Raw genomic sequence first — 14,849 nt, 5'->3', positions numbered from 1 at the left:
CGGGCGAATCGAGTCGCCGTGCATCGAATCAATAACGCGAATCACGTCAGGTAAAAGGGTGCGAGCGGTGATTCTTTCTGGGACCGGCCCGCAAAGGGCGGTTTGGCGGGGTCAGTTGCGGCGGTTGGGCCGTTCGAAGCGGATGGAGTCGTAGACCTTGCGCGCCTCTTCCAGTTCCTCCTTGTCGAGCGCGACGCCGTTGGGGCTGATCACGGCCTCGCCCGTCTTGTCCTGCGGGCCGCGATGGGCCTCGGCGCGCGCCTCGTTCGCCTTGGCGATGCGCCATGTCAGCCCTTCGTCCACCACGCCTTCGATATCCTGCGCGGCCTCTTCGATCTCGCGCCGGCGGCCGCGTTCGGCCTGCAGGATGAAGAAATCCTGCGCCAAAGCGAATTCGGCCTTTTCACCGTCGGACGGGTCAAGGATCGCGGGCGTGTTGCGGACATGGGGATGGGAGAGGATCGCGTCAAGCGGAGCGGGGGCGGCGGCGGCGATTTCGGCGCGGGGATCGGGGGCGTCGGCATGGGCGAGCAGCAGGTCGCGGATCAGGCCGTGGCCTTCGCCCGTGCAGTCGAGGGATTCAAGAGCGGTTTCGAAGCGGTGGATCAGGCGGGGGTGGATGACGAGGGTGGCAAGGATCACCGCCTCGCGCAGCAGTTCCTCGACCGGCGCGGTGGAGGAGGCGAGCAGGGAAGAGCGCGTCGAGGGCATGGGCGCGACGGGCTGGAAGGGGAAGCGGCCCCCTGCCTTGCCCCCTGCGCCCCCCTGCGCGCGGGGAGTGTATTCGCGGAACGGGCGCGCGTTCTGGCCGAAGAGGTCGAGGCGCAGACGCTTGATATCCTCGCCGTAATGGGCGCGGATCGAGGGGTCGGCGATCTTTTTCAGCGCGGCGCGGAGGGTCTTGTCGAGCGCGGCCTTGCGTTCGGGGCTGTCGAAGACCTTGCCTTCGGTTTCGCGCCGCCAGAGCAGGTTGACCATGGGCTGGGCGGCGTCGAGCACGGCCTTCATCGCGGGGGCGCCTTGCGCCTTGATCAGGTCGTCGGGGTCCAGCCCTTGGGGAAGGATGGCAAAGCGCAGGCCCTTGCCGGCCTCGAGCAGGGGAAGGGCGAGGTCGATGACGCGCAGCGCGGCGCGGAAACCGGCGGTGTCGCCGTCCAGTGCGATGACGGGTTCGTCATGGATGCGCCAGAGCAGGCGGAGCTGGTCTTCGGTCACGGCGGTGCCCAAGGGGGCGACGGTGGCGGTGAAGCCCGCCTCGGACAGCGCGATGACGTCCATGTAGCCTTCGGCCACGATAAGCGGCTGGCCTTTTCCCGCCGCCTCTCGCGCGGGCCCCTGGTTATAGAGGTTGCGGCCCTTGTCGAAGAGGTCGGTTTCGGGGCCGTTGAGGTATTTGGCCGGATCATTGGCAGACATGGCACGCCCGCCAAGGCTAATTGCTTTTCCCCGAGCATCACGTATCGGGAAGATTATGCGATTGCGAAACCGATCATACGGCCCCCGCTTTGCATCATCCGGCTTGGCGCAAAGTCCCGCATCAACAAGAAGTTCAGGAGCGATGCCTTTTTGGGTCATGGCATTGAACAAGCCATGCCACCCGTCCGGCGCGAAGCCGATTTCCCAGCGGTCCTGCGCGGCGGGGGACATGCGGCGCTTGTCCAGATAGGCGCGCGCCTCGGCGGCGGCAGAGGTTTTCAGTTGCAGGCGGAACCACTTGACCGCCTCTTCCATCACTTGTGCAAGCTGGGTGCGGCGGTCGGCCTTTTCCGCCGCTTTGGGGTCGCGGGCGGGCATCTGCATGCCTGCCTCGCGCGCAAGGATTTCGACCGCCTCCATGAAGGAGACGTTGTCGTTTTCCTTGACGAAGGTGACGGCGTCGCCTTTGGCGTGGCAGCCGAAGCAGTAGTAGAACCCCTTGCGGTCATCGACGTGGAAGGAGGCGGACTTTTCCTGATGGAAGGGACAGGGCGCCCACCAGTCGCCCTTGGCCATGTTCGACTTGCGCATGTCCCATGTGACCTTGCGGCCCACCACCTGGCTGAGGGACACGCGGGTGCGGAGTTCGTCGATGAATCCGGGCGGCAGGGACATGCCCCCTATATCGGGCGGGCGGGGGCGGGTGTAAAGCGGTTCAGCCCTTCAGGAGTGCCAGCGCCGCCGCATGGATGTCGCGGTTGGCGGCGGCCAGCACCTGCCCGCCGTCATGGCAGGGGTTGCCCTGCCAGTCGGTCATGATGCCGCCCGCGGCCTCGATCACGGCGATGGGGGCCTGCACGTCATAGGCCTGCAAGCCCGCCTCGATCACAAGGTCGATCATGCCGGCGGCGATCAGGGCATAGCCGTAGCAGTCGGTGCCATAGCGGGTCAGGCGGACATTGGGGACAACGCGGCGGAAGGCGTCGCCCTCGGCCTGTGTGCCCACCTCGGGGAAGGTGGAGAAGAGGATGGCTTCGGACAGGGCGCGGGGCGGGCGGCAGCGCAGGGGGCTGCGGCCCGACGGACCGTTCACCTCGGCCCGGCCAAGCCCGCCTTCGAAGCGTTCGCGGATATAGGGCTGGTCGATCAGGCCATAGACGGGGCCCGTCGCATCGCGGACCGAGATCAGGACGCCCCATGTGGGCGTGCCCGACAGATAGCCACGCGTGCCGTCGATCGGGTCGAGCACCCATGTCAGACCGCTGGTTCCTTCGGTGGTTCCGAATTCCTCGCCCAGGATGCCGTCCTGCGGGCGGCGGCGGGCGAGGATGGCGCGCATGCGTTCCTCGGACAGGCGGTCGGCCACGGTGACGGGGTCGAAGCGTTCGGCCTCCTTCGTGTCGGCGGTCAGGTCGGTGCGGCGGAAATGCAGGAGCGTCGCCTCGCGCGCGGCATCGGCCAGTTCGTGGGCGGTCGCGATGATATCGGCTGCGTCCTGTTGCGAAACCCGTGCCATGCCAGCGCCCCCAAGCCATGAAAAGCAATGTCCCCCCGCGCTATCCGCACGGGGGGACAGGGTCAAGCCTGACGGTGGAGGCGTCCGTCAGGCCATCGAACCTCGGGGCCTCAGGCCGCGTCGGACAGGACGCGGGCCAGATCGAAGAGGCGGCGGCGCTGCGCCTCGGGGATGGCGTAGTAGGAGCGGACGAGTTCCAGCGCCTCTTTGTCGGCCATGAAATCGCCTTCGGCGGCGGCGGCATTCTCGCGGCTGTCATCCAGCCCTTCGAAGAAGAAGCCGATGGTCACGCCGAGGGCATCCGCAATGTCCCAAAGACGCGAGGCCGAGACGCGGTTCATGCCGGTTTCGTATTTCTGGATCTGCTGGAACTTGATGCCGACCTTGTCGGCCAGTTGCTGCTGGGTCATCCCAACCATCCAGCGCCGATGACGGATGCGCTTTCCGACATGGGCGTCAACCGGGTGCTTCATAATCTTCTCCTAGACATCGTCCCCTGCGTATCAATAAGCATATTTCGTGCCAAAACGGCGAGGCGGTCAATTTTCCGGAAAAAACTGGAATGTCCGGTAAAAACCTGTCTTTTTGGACAGGTCGGGTTATACAACCGGTCAACAAGACCCTGTCTGAATCGGTAGGACAGCCTGAACGGTCTGTGTGGATAAAAGATTCGCGCATGAGGTGTTTTGCAAAACGCATCGCAAAATGCAAAGGACGGGGCACGATGTTCGCATTTCGCAAATAATTACGGGCTTGACGCCCCCTTAGTGGCAAGCTGGATTGCGACAGGACACGCTCAGGAAGAAGGTTAACCACATGCGCGGCTGGCAGATCGACACCCTTGGCCACCCTGCCCGTCTTGTCACCCTGCCCGACCGCGATCCCGCCCGGGGCGAGGCGCGGGTGGATATTGCAGCCTGCGGGTTGAACTTCGCCGATCTGCTGATGGCCGAAGGCAAATATCAGGACAGGCCCGCGCTGCCCTTTGTGCCGGGACTGGAGCTGGCGGGAACGGTGGCGGATCTTGGGCCCGATACGGCGGGACCGGCGGCGGGGACGCGGGTGGCGATCTATGCGGGGCATGGCGGTCTGGCCGAGCGGGGGTGCTTTCCCGTGGACAGCCTGATCCCCATTCCCGACAGCATGACGCTGGCCGAGGCGGCGGGGTTCCAGATCGCCTATGGCACCTCGCATCTGGCGCTGGAGTACAAGGCGCGGCTGCAAAAGGGCGAGACGCTGCTGGTGCTGGGTGCGGCGGGGGGCGTCGGGCTGACGGCGGTGGAGATCGGCAAGCGGATGGGGGCGCGGGTGATCGCCTGTGCGCGCGGGGCAGAGAAGCTGCAGATCGCGCGGGCGGCCGGGGCGGACGAGGTGATCGACAGCGACCACCCCGACCTGAAGGGCGCGCTGAAGGCGCTGGGGGGCGTGGATGTGGTCTATGATCCGGTGGGTGGCGATGCCTTTGACGCGGCGCTGCGCGCCACGCGGCCGGACGGGCGCATCCTTGCCATCGGCTTTGCCTCGGGGACCGTGCCGCAGGTGCCGGCGAACATCCTGCTGGTCAAGAACATCACCGTGATCGGCTTCTGGTGGGGCGGCTATCTGGCCTTTGCGCCGCAGGTCCTGCGCGACAGCCTTGCCACGCTGATGCGCTGGTATGACGAGGGGGGACTGCGTCCCCATATCTCGCACCGTTTGCCGCTGGAGCGGCTGCCCGAGGGGCTGGAGCTGCTGCGGTCGCGGGCGGCGACGGGCAAGGTGGTGATCGAGACCGCCTAGCAGCAATAGGCGTTGCGGATTTCCTGACAGAGCAGGTCCGCCGCATCACCCCGCAGGGTGGGGGCCGCATAGAGGCAGATGGTCTGCGACCCCAGATCGGGAAGGACGCCCTTGACGTCGATCGGGTGCAGGCCGGGGGGCATGGCGTTGGTCAGGCGGGCCGAGATGGCCAGATCGGCGGCCACCGTCGCCTCGATCGCCTGCTCGCTTTCGCCATCCACGGCCATTTCCCACGGAATTCCCGCCGCATCCAGCGCGGTGACCGCGCGGCGGCGGAAGATGCAGGTGTCCTTGAAGCCCAGCCGCAGGGGGCGCTTTTGCCAGACCATCCCCTCTTCGGCGCCGACCCAGACCAGCGGGCGGGCCGCCAGTTCCTCGGCCCCCTGCCCCGCCGCATCCTCGGTCGTCAGGATCAGGTCCAGTTCGCCCCGCTGGAATGCGTCTTTCAGCAGGAGGGTGAAGGAGGAGACGAGGTTGATCCGCACGCGGGGAAACTGCGCCGATAGCCGCTTCAGGATGCCGGGGATCGCGGGATAGACGATGTCATGCGGCACACCGAGCCGGATTTCGCCCTCGAATCCGGACGAGGTCAGGCGCGAGAGGGCCTCGTCGTTCAGGGCCAGCATCCGGCGGGCAAAACCCAGAAGCTGCTCGCCCTCGGGCGTCAGGGTCAGCTTGCGCGCGGCACGGGCGAAAAGGCCGAGATTCAGGCCCTCTTCCAGACGCTTGAGCTGCATGGAGACGGCCGATTGCGTCAGGTTCAGCAGCCCCGCCGCACGGGTCACCCCGCCCGCATCGACCACCGCCACGAAGGACCGCAGGGCCACCAGATCCAGAGTGCGCGCCACATCAATTCTCCTGATGATCGACAGAACAATCATTCATTTCCCAAATGCCACAGGTGGGCGCATATTTCAAGCATGCTGATGCAATCCGGCATTTCCATCATCCAGACACATGAAACGGAGCCCGCCATGACCCTCGCCCTTGCCCGTATCGCCCGTCACCTTCCCCTTGCCCTCCGCCTGTCGCCGCTGCGCCTTCTGGCGGCGCTGGCTGCAAACCGCCGCTCGCGGCAGGCGCTGGCGCGGCTGGACGCGCACCTGCTGCGCGACGTGGGCCTGACCCAAGACAGGGCCCGCGCCGAGGCTGCGCGTCCGGTCTGGGACGTGCCGCCGTCGTGGCGGCTGTGACGACGGGCGGGCAAAACCCGGCGGCGCACGGAAAAATCAGACATTTTCCGTGAATCCTTTGGCCTTCGGCTTCTTGAAAACAGATCAAGACGTCCCGATATTGACGGCATCCCGTCTGTGGGGGCGCCAACCCGCAGCGGCACGCAACATCGGAGGCTTCACATGGCTGAATATCAGACGATCCGTTCGGTCGGCGCAGGCGCCCGGACCGCCCAGATCGACGCAGGGCTGCGCGCCCATATGAACAAGGTTTACGGGCTGATGTCCGTGGGCATGCTGCTGACCGGCGGCGTGGCCTGGGCCGTCGGCACGAACGAGGCGATGGTTTCGGCCATCTTCGGCACCCCGCTGAAATGGGTGGTGATGTTCGCGCCGCTGATCATGGTCTTTGCCTTCAGCGCGATGATCAACAAGCTGTCCTATGCCGCGGCGCAGCTGTTCTTCTATGTCTATGCCGCGCTGATGGGGCTTTCGATCAGCTTCATCTTTGCCGCCTACACCGGCGTGTCGATCGCGCAGACCTTCCTTGTCACCGCCATCGCCTTCGCGTCGCTGTCGCTGTACGGCTACACGACGAAGAAGGACCTGTCGGGGATGGGTACCTTCCTGATGATGGGTCTGATCGGACTGATCGTCGCATCGCTGGTCAACATCTTCCTCGCCTCGTCGGCGGTTGCCTTTGCGATCTCGGTCATCGGCGTGCTGATCTTTGCGGGTCTGACCGCCTATGACACGCAGTCGATCAAGAACGAGTACATCCAGCACGCCCAGTACGGCGATCAGGACTGGCTGGGCAAGTCGGCGATCATGGGGGCGCTGCGCCTGTATCTCGACTTCATCAACATGTTCATGTTCCTGCTCCAGTTCCTCGGTAACCGCGAGTGATCGGGGCCTGATCGTGACGCTTCCGCGGGGCCGGTCCGAAAGGACCGGCCCTTTTCCTTGGGCCTATAAAACTGCAGGCGGCGGTGCCGTTAAGACGAGTAAGGAAACTGCACCGGAACGGAGAAGACGATGACCTGCCCTGCCACAGGTCACCCTCAGGACCGCCCCGAGGATGCCGCGCGCGATGCCCGCGCCGGACGGGTCGGCGTGTCCCTTCGCGCACCGGTTCCGACCGTCGCGGGGGCGTGATGTTCGTCAAGGTCTTCAACCTGAAATTCGCCAATATCACCGACGCGAAAATCGCGGCGGCCTATATCTCGGAACAGCTGGCGGGCTGCATCGCGGAATATGACCTGCATTCCATGACCGTGCTGATGTGCAAGGACGGCAATGTGTCGATCACGGCGAAGTTCGACAACAATGCCGACCTGCAGCATTTCATCCGCGAGAAATGCGATTTCATCAACGACCTGCGCCACAGCCTGCTGTTCAAGATGGACCATTACTCGGCGGTGGCGGTCTTCAACTTCGAACGCGACGATCAGGGCCGCGCGGCCACGCGCCACTAGGCCGTGTGGGGCGAGGGCGGCGCGTCGGGCGCGATCTGGCGCATCATGCGGACGGCCGGAAAGACGATGCCGGGGCGCAGGTTCACGTCCATCTCGTGCAGGACGCGGAAACCGAGCGATTCGTAGAATGGCACCGCGGTGCGGGTGGACAGGCAGTCCAGCCAGCGGATGCCGTGGCGCAGGGTGTCGACGATGATCTCTCCCATCACTGCGCGCCCGACGCCGTGGCGGACATGGGCGGGATCGACTGCCACATGCCGCACATGCCCGACCGAGGGCTGCTCGTCCCCGCCCACGGGCGAGGCCGCGCTCCACCCGCCGCCGCCGATGACGGTGCCATCCTCGCACTCGGCCAGAAAATAGCGGCCAGATGCCAGCAGGTCGGGCCGGGCCCGCACGATGAGGGGAAGGGCCATCACCATGACCGAGGGCGGGTAATCCGGCCGCAGAAGGCGCGGATAGCTGCGCCCGAGCAGGGCGTCGACCGCATCCAGATCCGAGATCCGCGCGCGCCTTAGGGTGAGTGTGTGGTCCATCGCCGGAAACTAGGGCAAGCGGACCGGAAGGAAAGGGCAAAAGCGCCAAGGACCAAAGGAAAAGGGCCGCCCCACGGGACGGCCCTGCATTCCGGATGGAAGGGCGATCTTACTTGATCTTGCCTTCCTTGTATTCCACATGCTCGCGCTTGACGGGGTCGTACTTCTTCACGACCATCTTTTCGGTCATGGTGCGGGCGTTCTTCTTGGTCACGTAGAAGTGCCCGGTGCCCGCCGTCGAGTTCAGACGGATCTTGATCGTCGTCGGCTTCGCCATAGTCGTCTCTCCTGCAACGGGGAAACGTGTGGCCCCCGCGAAATCTCTTGAAGCCCGCCTTTTACTTGGGGAAGCGGCAGAGTCAACAGCCAAACCGCCCGCCCGCCATCAAATTGCGCGCCTTGCGGCGCAAGTCTTTCAGGTCGCCTGCGCGGCATGTGCCGCTTGGCTCCGCCAAGGGTATTTGGGCCAAGGTGAAAGGGCAGGTTGCTTCATCTCGGTCCAAATACTCCGGGGGTGAGCCGCCGCAGGCGGCGAGGGGGCTGGCCCCCTTTTTTGCGACGGTTACCGAAAAGAACGCGCGGATAGCCTGTAAGCCGGATTCTGTCCCGGGGTTGCCCCCTTGGATGACCATTCCTCTGCCGTCCGTGTTGCCACGGCGGTCAAGCTGCCAACCCGGGCCTCTGGGCTGAAGCGTCCCTGCGGAGGTCTCTGACGATCGCCAGACCTTTCCGCGCGAGGCCCCTATTCGGCATTGCTCCGGGTGGGGCTTGCCGTGCCGTCCTTGTTGCCAAGTCCGCGGTGGGCTCTTACCCCACCGTTTCACCATCACCCCGCAAGCGGGGCAGACTCTTCTCTGTGGCGCTTTCCCTGGGGTTGCCCCCGCCGGGCGTTACCCGGCACCCTTGCTTCATGGAGTCCGGACTTTCCTCGAAGGTCGCCCCCCGCGGTCATCCGGCCATCCGCGCGGGGTGGGCTTACGCCCCTGCGGGCGGGGCGTCAACGGGGAAGCGGGCGGCGAGCGCCGCCGCCATGCCCGCATCGGTGGCATCGGGCGGGCCTTCGGCATGCGGGCGGAAGCGCAGGCGGAAGGCGCGCAGGAGAAGGGCGTCGTCGGCGGGCGGATAGCCGAAGGCGCGGGCATGGGCGGGGAAGGTGGCGGGGTCGGCGGAGGCGGCGTCATCGGGCCAGACCGACAGGCCCGCGCGCGCAAGGCGGCGCCAGTCGAAGCGGGGGCCGGGGTCAGATTTGCGGGCGGGGGCCATGTCGGAATGGCCGATCACCCGTTCGGGCGGGATGGACCAGCGCGTCAGGATGCCCGCCAGCAGACGCTCCAACGCGGCCATCTGCGGTTCGGAAAAGGGCTGCGCGCCGGTATTGGCAAGCTCGATCCCGATGGAGCGGGAATTGACATCGGTCACGCTGCCCCACTGCCCCGCCCCGGCGTGCCAGGCGCGCAGGGATTCATCGACCAGCTGCTCCACCCCGCCCCGTTCCGAGATCAGCCAATGCGCCGACACCTCATGCGCGGGATCGCAGAGGCGGGCGCGCGCCTCGGCCAAGGTGGCCATGGCGGTGTAGTGGATCACCACAAGGTCGGGCGTGGCGCCCCCCCGTCTTTCGCCGCAATTGGGCGAGGGGAAGGCCGTCACTGCAGGCGGAAGGGCCGCGGATCCCAGTCGCAGGCGAAGCCGTCGCCGTCGGGGTCCAGCCCCTTGCGGTCACGGTCGGGGCCACCGGCGGCGAGGAAGGCCTGCTGCGCCAGATCGGGCGAGCCATAGCGCGCGCAGACCGCCATCGGGTCGGTAAAGCGCAGCGAGGACCGCTTGTACATCTGCGTGCCGGGATTGTGGGTCGTGGACAGCGCGTATTGCACGATGTTCGGGCCCGTCTCGGTCCGTTCGGGAACGGCGGTGGGCTGGATCACGGTATATTGCGCGCGGTTGCGTGCGATGCGTTCGGCGTCGGATTCGATCGTCTCGCGTTCGGCCACGGCGGCGAAGTCCTGTTCGTCCGAGATGCCGGTGCCGCTGTGCACCATTTCACCCGACTGTTCCTGGATCGTCGTCGGGGCGTTGCCGCGCGGACGGTTCGGATCATTCGGGTCGAAGGCGGCGACGGTGGTGGGCTGGGTCACGGGCGAGATTGCCGAAAGCGGCGCGCCGGTCGTGACCAGCGGGGTGTTGCTGGCAAAGGGATCGGTCGCGGCCAAGGGGGCCGTGCCCGTGGCACGGTCGATCGCGGCGGCGGCAAGGTCGGGCGAGAAGCCGCCCGCAGGGGCAGCCGTGGCCGTGCCGAAGGGCGCGACCGGCGTGGCGGTACGCGGGGCCGCGGCGGCCTGTTCGCGCATATAGCTGTTGTAGTCCTGAAACCCGACGCCCGCGCCGGACTCCGGCACGCTTTGCGAACAGGCAGCAAGTCCGCCCAGAACCACACAGATCACAGGAAGCCGCATCATTCCGCCCCGTCCCATTCCGATCCGCGCCATTACCACCATTTCTGCGGCTTTGCCACAAAGCCCGCCGCACGTTCCAGCACATAAGCGTGATTCAGCAATGCGCCTTCCTCCCACGGGCGGCCGATCAGTTGCAGCCCGAGCGGCAGCCCCTGCTTGTCCAGCCCGACGGGGACGGCAACGCCCGGAAGGCCCGCAAGGTTCACCGTCACGGTGAAGACGTCGTTGAGATACATCTCGATCGGGTCGGCGCTGGACATCTCGCCCAGACCGAAGGCCGCGCTAGGGGTGGCGGGGGTCAGGATCGCGTCCACTCCGGCGGCGAAGACCTGTTCGAAGTCCCGCTTGATCAGCGCGCGCACCTTGCGGGCGCGGTTGTAATAGGCGTCGTAGAAGCCTGCCGACAGCACATAGGTGCCGATCATGACGCGGCGCTGCACTTCCTTGCCGAAACCTTCGGCGCGGGTCTTTTCATACATCTCGGTGATGCCGTCGCCTGCGGACAGCGTGGCGCGGTGGCCGTAGCGGACGCCGTCATAGCGGGCGAGGTTCGACGATGCCTCTGCCGGCGCGATGACGTAATAGGCGGGAAGGGCGTATTTCGTGTGCGGCAGCGAGATATCCACGATCTCGGCCCCCGCATCCTTCAGCATCGCGGCGCCGTCGGACCAGAGCTTTTCGATCTCGGCCGGCATCCCGTCCATGCGGTATTCGCGCGGAAGGCCGATCTTCTTGCCGCGGATGTCGCCGGTCAGCGCGGCCTCGAAATCCGGCACCGGCAGGTCGGCAGAGGTGCTGTCCTTCGGGTCGTGGCCCGACATGGCCTGCAGGAAGATCGCGGCGTCGCGGACGGATTTCGTCATCGGCCCCGCCTGATCGAGGCTGGAGGCGAAGGCCACGATGCCCCAGCGCGACACGCGGCCATAGGTGGGCTTGATCCCCACGATGCCGGTGAAGGCGGCGGGCTGGCGGATCGACCCGCCCGTGTCGGTGCCGGTCGCGGCAAGGCACAGGTCGGCGGCCACGGCAGCGGCAGAGCCGCCGGAAGACCCGCCCGGCGTCAGGGTGCGCCCGTCCACCTTCCACGGGTTGACCGCGTTGCCATAGCAGGAGGTTTCGTTGCTGGACCCCATGGCGAATTCGTCCATGTTCAGCTTGCCCAGCATCACCGCGCCCGCATCGAAGAGCTTGGTCGTGACGGTGGATTCATATTCCGGCCTGAAGCCGCGCAGGATGTTCGACGCCGCCTGCGAGGGCACGCCCTTGGTGCAGAACAGGTCCTTGATCCCCAGCGGGATGCCGCACATGGCGGGCGCATCGCCCGCCTTGATCCGCGCATCCGCCGCGCGGGCCTGTTCCAGCGCGATCTCCGGCGTCTTGTGGACAAAGGCGCCCAGCGCGTCGCCCGCGTCGATCGCGGTCAGGCAGGACATGGTCAGGTCGGTTGCCGAAATCTCGCCCTTGCGCAGCGCGTCGCGGGCTGCGGCGATGGTCCATGTGTTCGCGCTCATTCCACCACCTTCGGCACGGCAAAGAACCCCTCGCGCGCATCGGGCGCGTTCTTCAGGACGGCGGACTGGATGTTGCCGTCCGTCACCACGTCCTTGCGGCGTTTCAGACGCATGGGCGTGACCGAGGTCATGGGCTCCACCCCGTCGACATTCACTTCGTTCAGCTGTTCCATGAAGGTCAGGATGCCCGACAACTCTCCGGCGAGGGCCGGAAGATCGGCCTCCTCGACCCGGATGCGGGCCAGCTTCGCCACACGGCGCGCGGTATCGATATCGATGGACATGGGCTTCCCCGTTCTGATCCCCGCCCGTTTAGCCCCGCGCCCCTTGCCCCGCAAGCCTGTCGCGCCACGGAAAACCGGCAGAAGCGGCCAAAGCGCCATTCCCCCGCGCGCTTTGCCCGCTAGTTTCGCAGGCAAGGACGGTCGCAGGCGACATGAGGGGAGGAACTGACGATGCAGATCATCTGGCTTGGCCATTCCGGCTTCCGGATCGGGATCGAGGGCGCGGTGCTGCTGGTCGATCCGTGGTTCACCGGAAACCCGATGTTCCCCACCGACCGGCGGGCCGAGGCGGTGGAGGGCGCGACCCATGTCCTTCTGACCCACGGGCATGGCGACCATTCCGCCGACGCCGCCGCCATCTGCAAGGAAAAGGGCATCCCGCTGGTGGGGATCTACGACCTCGTCTCGTGGATCGGGGCGCGCGAGGGGATTTCGACCATCGGCTTCAACAAGGGCGGCACGGTGGACCTTGGCGGGGCGCAGGTGACGATGGTCAACGCCTGCCATTCCTCGACCATCACGGGCGAGGCGGGGCCGGTCGCGGCGGGGTCGGAGGCGGGGTTCATGATCGCGGGCGAGGGGCACGTGATCTATGTCTCGGGCGATACGGACATCATGGCGGATATGGCGTGGATGGGCGAATTGCACGCGCCCGATATCGGCATCCTCTGCGCGGGCGGGCATTACACGATGGACATGGCCCGCGCGGCATGGGCGGCGAAGCGGTATTTCAACTTCCGCACCGTGATCCCCTGCCATTACCGTACCTTCGGCGCGCTGGCGCAGGATGCGAAGGTGATGGTCGACGCCCTGCCCGGCGTGCGGGTGATCGAGCCGCAGGTGATGGAGGCGGTCCCGCTCTAACGCCTGCCCGCGAAGAAGTCCTTGAGCATCGCCCCGGCCTCGGTCGCGGCGATGCCGTCATAGACCTCGGGCACGTGGTGGCATTGGGGGTGCGAGAACACCCGCGCGCCCACGGCCACGCCGCCGCTCTTGGGGTCCGCCGCGCCATAGTAGAGCCGCCCGATCCGCGCCGCCGAGATCGCCGCCGCGCACATCGGACAGGGTTCCAGCGTGACGTACAGGTCGTGTCCCGCCAGCCGCTCCGACCCCGCCGCGGCACAGGCGGCGCGGATGGCAAGTATTTCGGCATGGGCGGTGGGATCGTTCAGCTCGCGCGTGCGGTTGCCCGCCCGCGCCACCACCGCGCCCGAAGGCGCCACGACCACCGCACCCACCGGCACCTCGCCCCGCAGGGCGGCGGCGCGCGCCTCTTCCAGCGCGATATCCATGTGGGACCGGAACTCCATCCGCCTTTCCTGCCCTGCCTTGCCCGTCGGCGCAACCTTGCACCATTTTCCGTCCCCAAATATCCTCCGGGGGTCCGGGGGTGGAAAACCCCCGGCGGTTGGTCTAGGACCGACGCTTGCCGCAGGGGATCCCCATGAAAAAACCGCATCCGCCCACCCGCCCGCCCAAGACGGGGGCCGCGCCCGCCGCTGCGGCCGAAGGTGACCGCATTGCCAAGGTGCTGTCGCGCGCCGGTGTCGCCTCGCGCCGCGAGGCAGAGCGGATGATCGCGGCAGGCGAGGTTGCGGTGAACGGCAAGGTGATCGACAGCCCCGCGCTGAATGTCGGCCCCAAGGACCGCATCACGGTCAATGGCAAGCCGCTGGCCGCGCCGGAACCCGCGCGGCTGTGGCTCTACTACAAGCCCGAGGGGCTGGTCACATCCGCCGCCGATGAAAAGGGCCGCGACACCGTCTTTGACCACCTGCCCGAGGATATGCCGCGCGTGATGTCGATCGGGCGGCTTGACCTGAATTCCGAAGGGCTTTTGCTCCTGACCAATGACGGCGAGCTGAAGCGGCGGCTGGAATTGCCTTCGACCGGCTGGCTGCGGAAATACCGCGTGCGGGTGAAGGGCAATCCGGTCGATCCCGACCTTGACCCGCTGCGCAAGGGCATCACGGTCGAGGGCGAGACGTTCCAGCCGATGCAGGTCGTGCTGGACCGAGTGCAGGGGGCCAATGCCTGGCTGACCGTGGGCCTGCGCGAGGGGAAGAACCGCGAGATCCGCCGCGCCATGGCGGCGATCGGGCTAACGGTGAACCGGCTGATCCGCATCAGCTATGGCCCCTTCCGGCTGAACGAGTTGCAGCCCGGCGAGGTCGAGGAAGTGCGGCCCAAGGTCCTGCGCGACCAGCTTGGCCTGACCGGCGAGGCATCGGACGAGCACGCCGTCGCCCCCAAGGGCAAACCCGCGCCGCGCCGCGACGAGGCATCGCGGAGCATCCGCGCGCCGAAGGCGGGGGCGACCTTCTCCACCCGTTCCACGCGCGGCGAAGGTGACGAGCGTGGCGCAAGGCCCGCGCGCAGCCCGAGGGGCGAGGACACCGCCCGCCCCGCCCGCGCGCCGAAGGCGGGGGCGACCGTCTCCACCCGTTCCGCCCGCAGCGAAGGCGACGAGCGCGCCACAAGGCCCGCGCGCAGCCCGAAGGGCGAGGACTCCGCCCGCCCCGCCCGCGCGCCGAAGGTGGGCGCGACCTTCTCCACCCGCTCCACCCGCGGCGAGGGTGACGAGCGCGCCGCAAGGCCCGCGCGCAGCCCGAGGGGCGAGGACTCCGCCCGTCCCGCCCGCGCGCCGAAGGCGGGGGCGACCTTCTCGACCCGCTCCACGCGCGGCGAGGGTGACGAGCGCGGCGCA

General features: G+C 67.0%; 17 protein-coding genes and 1 other RNA gene. 6 read left to right on the top strand and 12 right to left on the bottom strand.

Annotation, left to right across the window (positions count from 1 at the left end):
- Positions 1–111 precede the first annotated feature (111 nt).
- The 3 genes from dnaG to GU927_RS02480 all read right to left on the bottom strand — a co-directional run bounded on the left by dnaG (position 112) and on the right by GU927_RS02480 (position 3,405).
- On the bottom strand, positions 112–2,091 hold the full coding sequence (gene dnaG, locus GU927_RS02490) for a DNA primase (RefSeq protein ID WP_161760784.1): 1,980 nt from the start codon (positions 2,089–2,091) through the stop codon (positions 112–114).
- Between the two features lie 40 nt (positions 2,092–2,131).
- Complete coding sequence (locus GU927_RS02485) at positions 2,132–2,932, bottom strand: inositol monophosphatase family protein (protein WP_161760783.1); 801 nt, start codon at positions 2,930–2,932, stop codon at positions 2,132–2,134.
- Between the two features lie 110 nt (positions 2,933–3,042).
- Positions 3,043–3,405 carry a helix-turn-helix domain-containing protein gene (locus GU927_RS02480; RefSeq protein WP_161760782.1) on the bottom strand — a complete coding sequence of 121 codons (363 nt, stop codon included), beginning with the start codon at positions 3,403–3,405 and terminating at the stop codon, positions 3,043–3,045.
- Between the two features lie 343 nt (positions 3,406–3,748).
- On the opposite strand from GU927_RS02480, the gene GU927_RS02475 reads away from it, so the two are divergent.
- Complete coding sequence (locus GU927_RS02475; protein ID WP_161760781.1) at positions 3,749–4,711, top strand: NADPH:quinone oxidoreductase family protein; 963 nt, start codon at positions 3,749–3,751, stop codon at positions 4,709–4,711.
- Here the strand turns inward: GU927_RS02475 and GU927_RS02470 are convergent.
- Positions 4,708–5,559 carry a LysR family transcriptional regulator gene (locus GU927_RS02470; protein ID WP_161760780.1) on the bottom strand — a complete coding sequence of 284 codons (852 nt, stop codon included), beginning with the start codon at positions 5,557–5,559 and terminating at the stop codon, positions 4,708–4,710. The genes GU927_RS02475 and GU927_RS02470 overlap by 4 nt on opposite strands.
- Positions 5,560–5,631: 72 nt before the next feature.
- Here GU927_RS02470 and GU927_RS02465 point away from each other — a divergent pair, with 72 nt between their 5' ends.
- From GU927_RS02465 to GU927_RS02455, 3 genes are all read left to right on the top strand, one after another.
- The gene (locus GU927_RS02465; protein WP_232489104.1) at positions 5,632–5,904 is read left to right on the top strand and encodes a DUF1127 domain-containing protein; all 273 of its coding nucleotides are present in this window, start codon (positions 5,632–5,634) and stop codon (positions 5,902–5,904) included.
- A 162-nt stretch (positions 5,905–6,066) separates the two neighbouring features.
- Positions 6,067–6,789: a Bax inhibitor-1/YccA family protein gene (locus GU927_RS02460; RefSeq protein WP_161760778.1), complete on the top strand. Its 723-nt coding sequence runs from the start codon at positions 6,067–6,069 to the stop codon at positions 6,787–6,789.
- Between the two features lie 248 nt (positions 6,790–7,037).
- The gene (locus tag GU927_RS02455) at positions 7,038–7,358 is read left to right on the top strand and encodes a hypothetical protein (RefSeq protein ID WP_161760777.1); all 321 of its coding nucleotides are present in this window, start codon (positions 7,038–7,040) and stop codon (positions 7,356–7,358) included.
- Here the strand turns inward: GU927_RS02455 and GU927_RS02450 are convergent.
- The 7 genes from GU927_RS02450 to gatC all read right to left on the bottom strand — a co-directional run bounded on the left by GU927_RS02450 (position 7,355) and on the right by gatC (position 12,142).
- A complete protein-coding gene (locus GU927_RS02450; protein ID WP_161760776.1) occupies positions 7,355–7,894 on the bottom strand; it encodes a GNAT family N-acetyltransferase in 540 nt (179 codons plus the stop codon). The genes GU927_RS02455 and GU927_RS02450 overlap by 4 nt on opposite strands.
- A 109-nt stretch (positions 7,895–8,003) precedes the next feature.
- Complete coding sequence (rpmG, locus tag GU927_RS02445) at positions 8,004–8,171, bottom strand: 50S ribosomal protein L33 (RefSeq protein WP_023666545.1); 168 nt, start codon at positions 8,169–8,171, stop codon at positions 8,004–8,006.
- Positions 8,172–8,468: 297 nt separating this feature from the next.
- Positions 8,469–8,858, bottom strand: an RNA gene (gene rnpB, locus GU927_RS02440) — RNase P RNA component class A.
- Positions 8,859–8,869: 11 nt separating this feature from the next.
- Positions 8,870–9,544, bottom strand: a complete 675-nt coding sequence (locus tag GU927_RS02435; protein ID WP_217765510.1) for an N-acetylmuramoyl-L-alanine amidase — start codon at positions 9,542–9,544, stop codon at positions 8,870–8,872.
- Positions 9,541–10,350 carry a hypothetical protein gene (locus GU927_RS02430; RefSeq protein WP_232489103.1) on the bottom strand — a complete coding sequence of 270 codons (810 nt, stop codon included), beginning with the start codon at positions 10,348–10,350 and terminating at the stop codon, positions 9,541–9,543. The genes GU927_RS02435 and GU927_RS02430 overlap by 4 nt, the downstream gene beginning before the upstream one ends.
- Before the next feature lie 29 nt (positions 10,351–10,379).
- Entirely contained in the window at positions 10,380–11,858 is a 1,479-nt protein-coding gene (gene gatA, locus GU927_RS02425) for an Asp-tRNA(Asn)/Glu-tRNA(Gln) amidotransferase subunit GatA (RefSeq protein WP_161760775.1), read from the bottom strand.
- Positions 11,855–12,142, bottom strand: a complete 288-nt coding sequence (gene gatC / locus GU927_RS02420; RefSeq protein WP_161760774.1) for an Asp-tRNA(Asn)/Glu-tRNA(Gln) amidotransferase subunit GatC — start codon at positions 12,140–12,142, stop codon at positions 11,855–11,857. Before gatC ends, gatA begins: the two co-directional genes overlap by 4 nt.
- A gap of 171 nt (positions 12,143–12,313) precedes the next feature.
- Here gatC and GU927_RS02415 point away from each other — a divergent pair, with 171 nt between their 5' ends.
- Positions 12,314–13,006: a metal-dependent hydrolase gene (locus tag GU927_RS02415; RefSeq protein ID WP_161760773.1), complete on the top strand. Its 693-nt coding sequence runs from the start codon at positions 12,314–12,316 to the stop codon at positions 13,004–13,006.
- Here the strand turns inward: GU927_RS02415 and GU927_RS02410 are convergent.
- A complete protein-coding gene (locus GU927_RS02410; RefSeq protein ID WP_161760772.1) occupies positions 13,003–13,452 on the bottom strand; it encodes a nucleoside deaminase in 450 nt (149 codons plus the stop codon). The genes GU927_RS02415 and GU927_RS02410 overlap by 4 nt on opposite strands.
- A gap of 134 nt (positions 13,453–13,586) precedes the next feature.
- Between GU927_RS02410 and GU927_RS02405 the strand changes: the two genes are divergently transcribed.
- A partial coding sequence (locus GU927_RS02405; RefSeq protein WP_161760771.1) for a pseudouridine synthase occupies positions 13,587–14,849 on the top strand: 1,263 nt, incomplete at its 3' end.

It is taken from the genome of Paragemmobacter amnigenus (assembly GCF_009908265.2).
In the GTDB taxonomy this organism is placed as follows: Bacteria; Pseudomonadota; Alphaproteobacteria; order Rhodobacterales; family Rhodobacteraceae; genus Paragemmobacter; species Paragemmobacter amnigenus.
The sequence above is the reverse complement of the archived record's forward strand: the minus strand, read 5'-3'. Positions and strand labels throughout refer to the sequence as shown.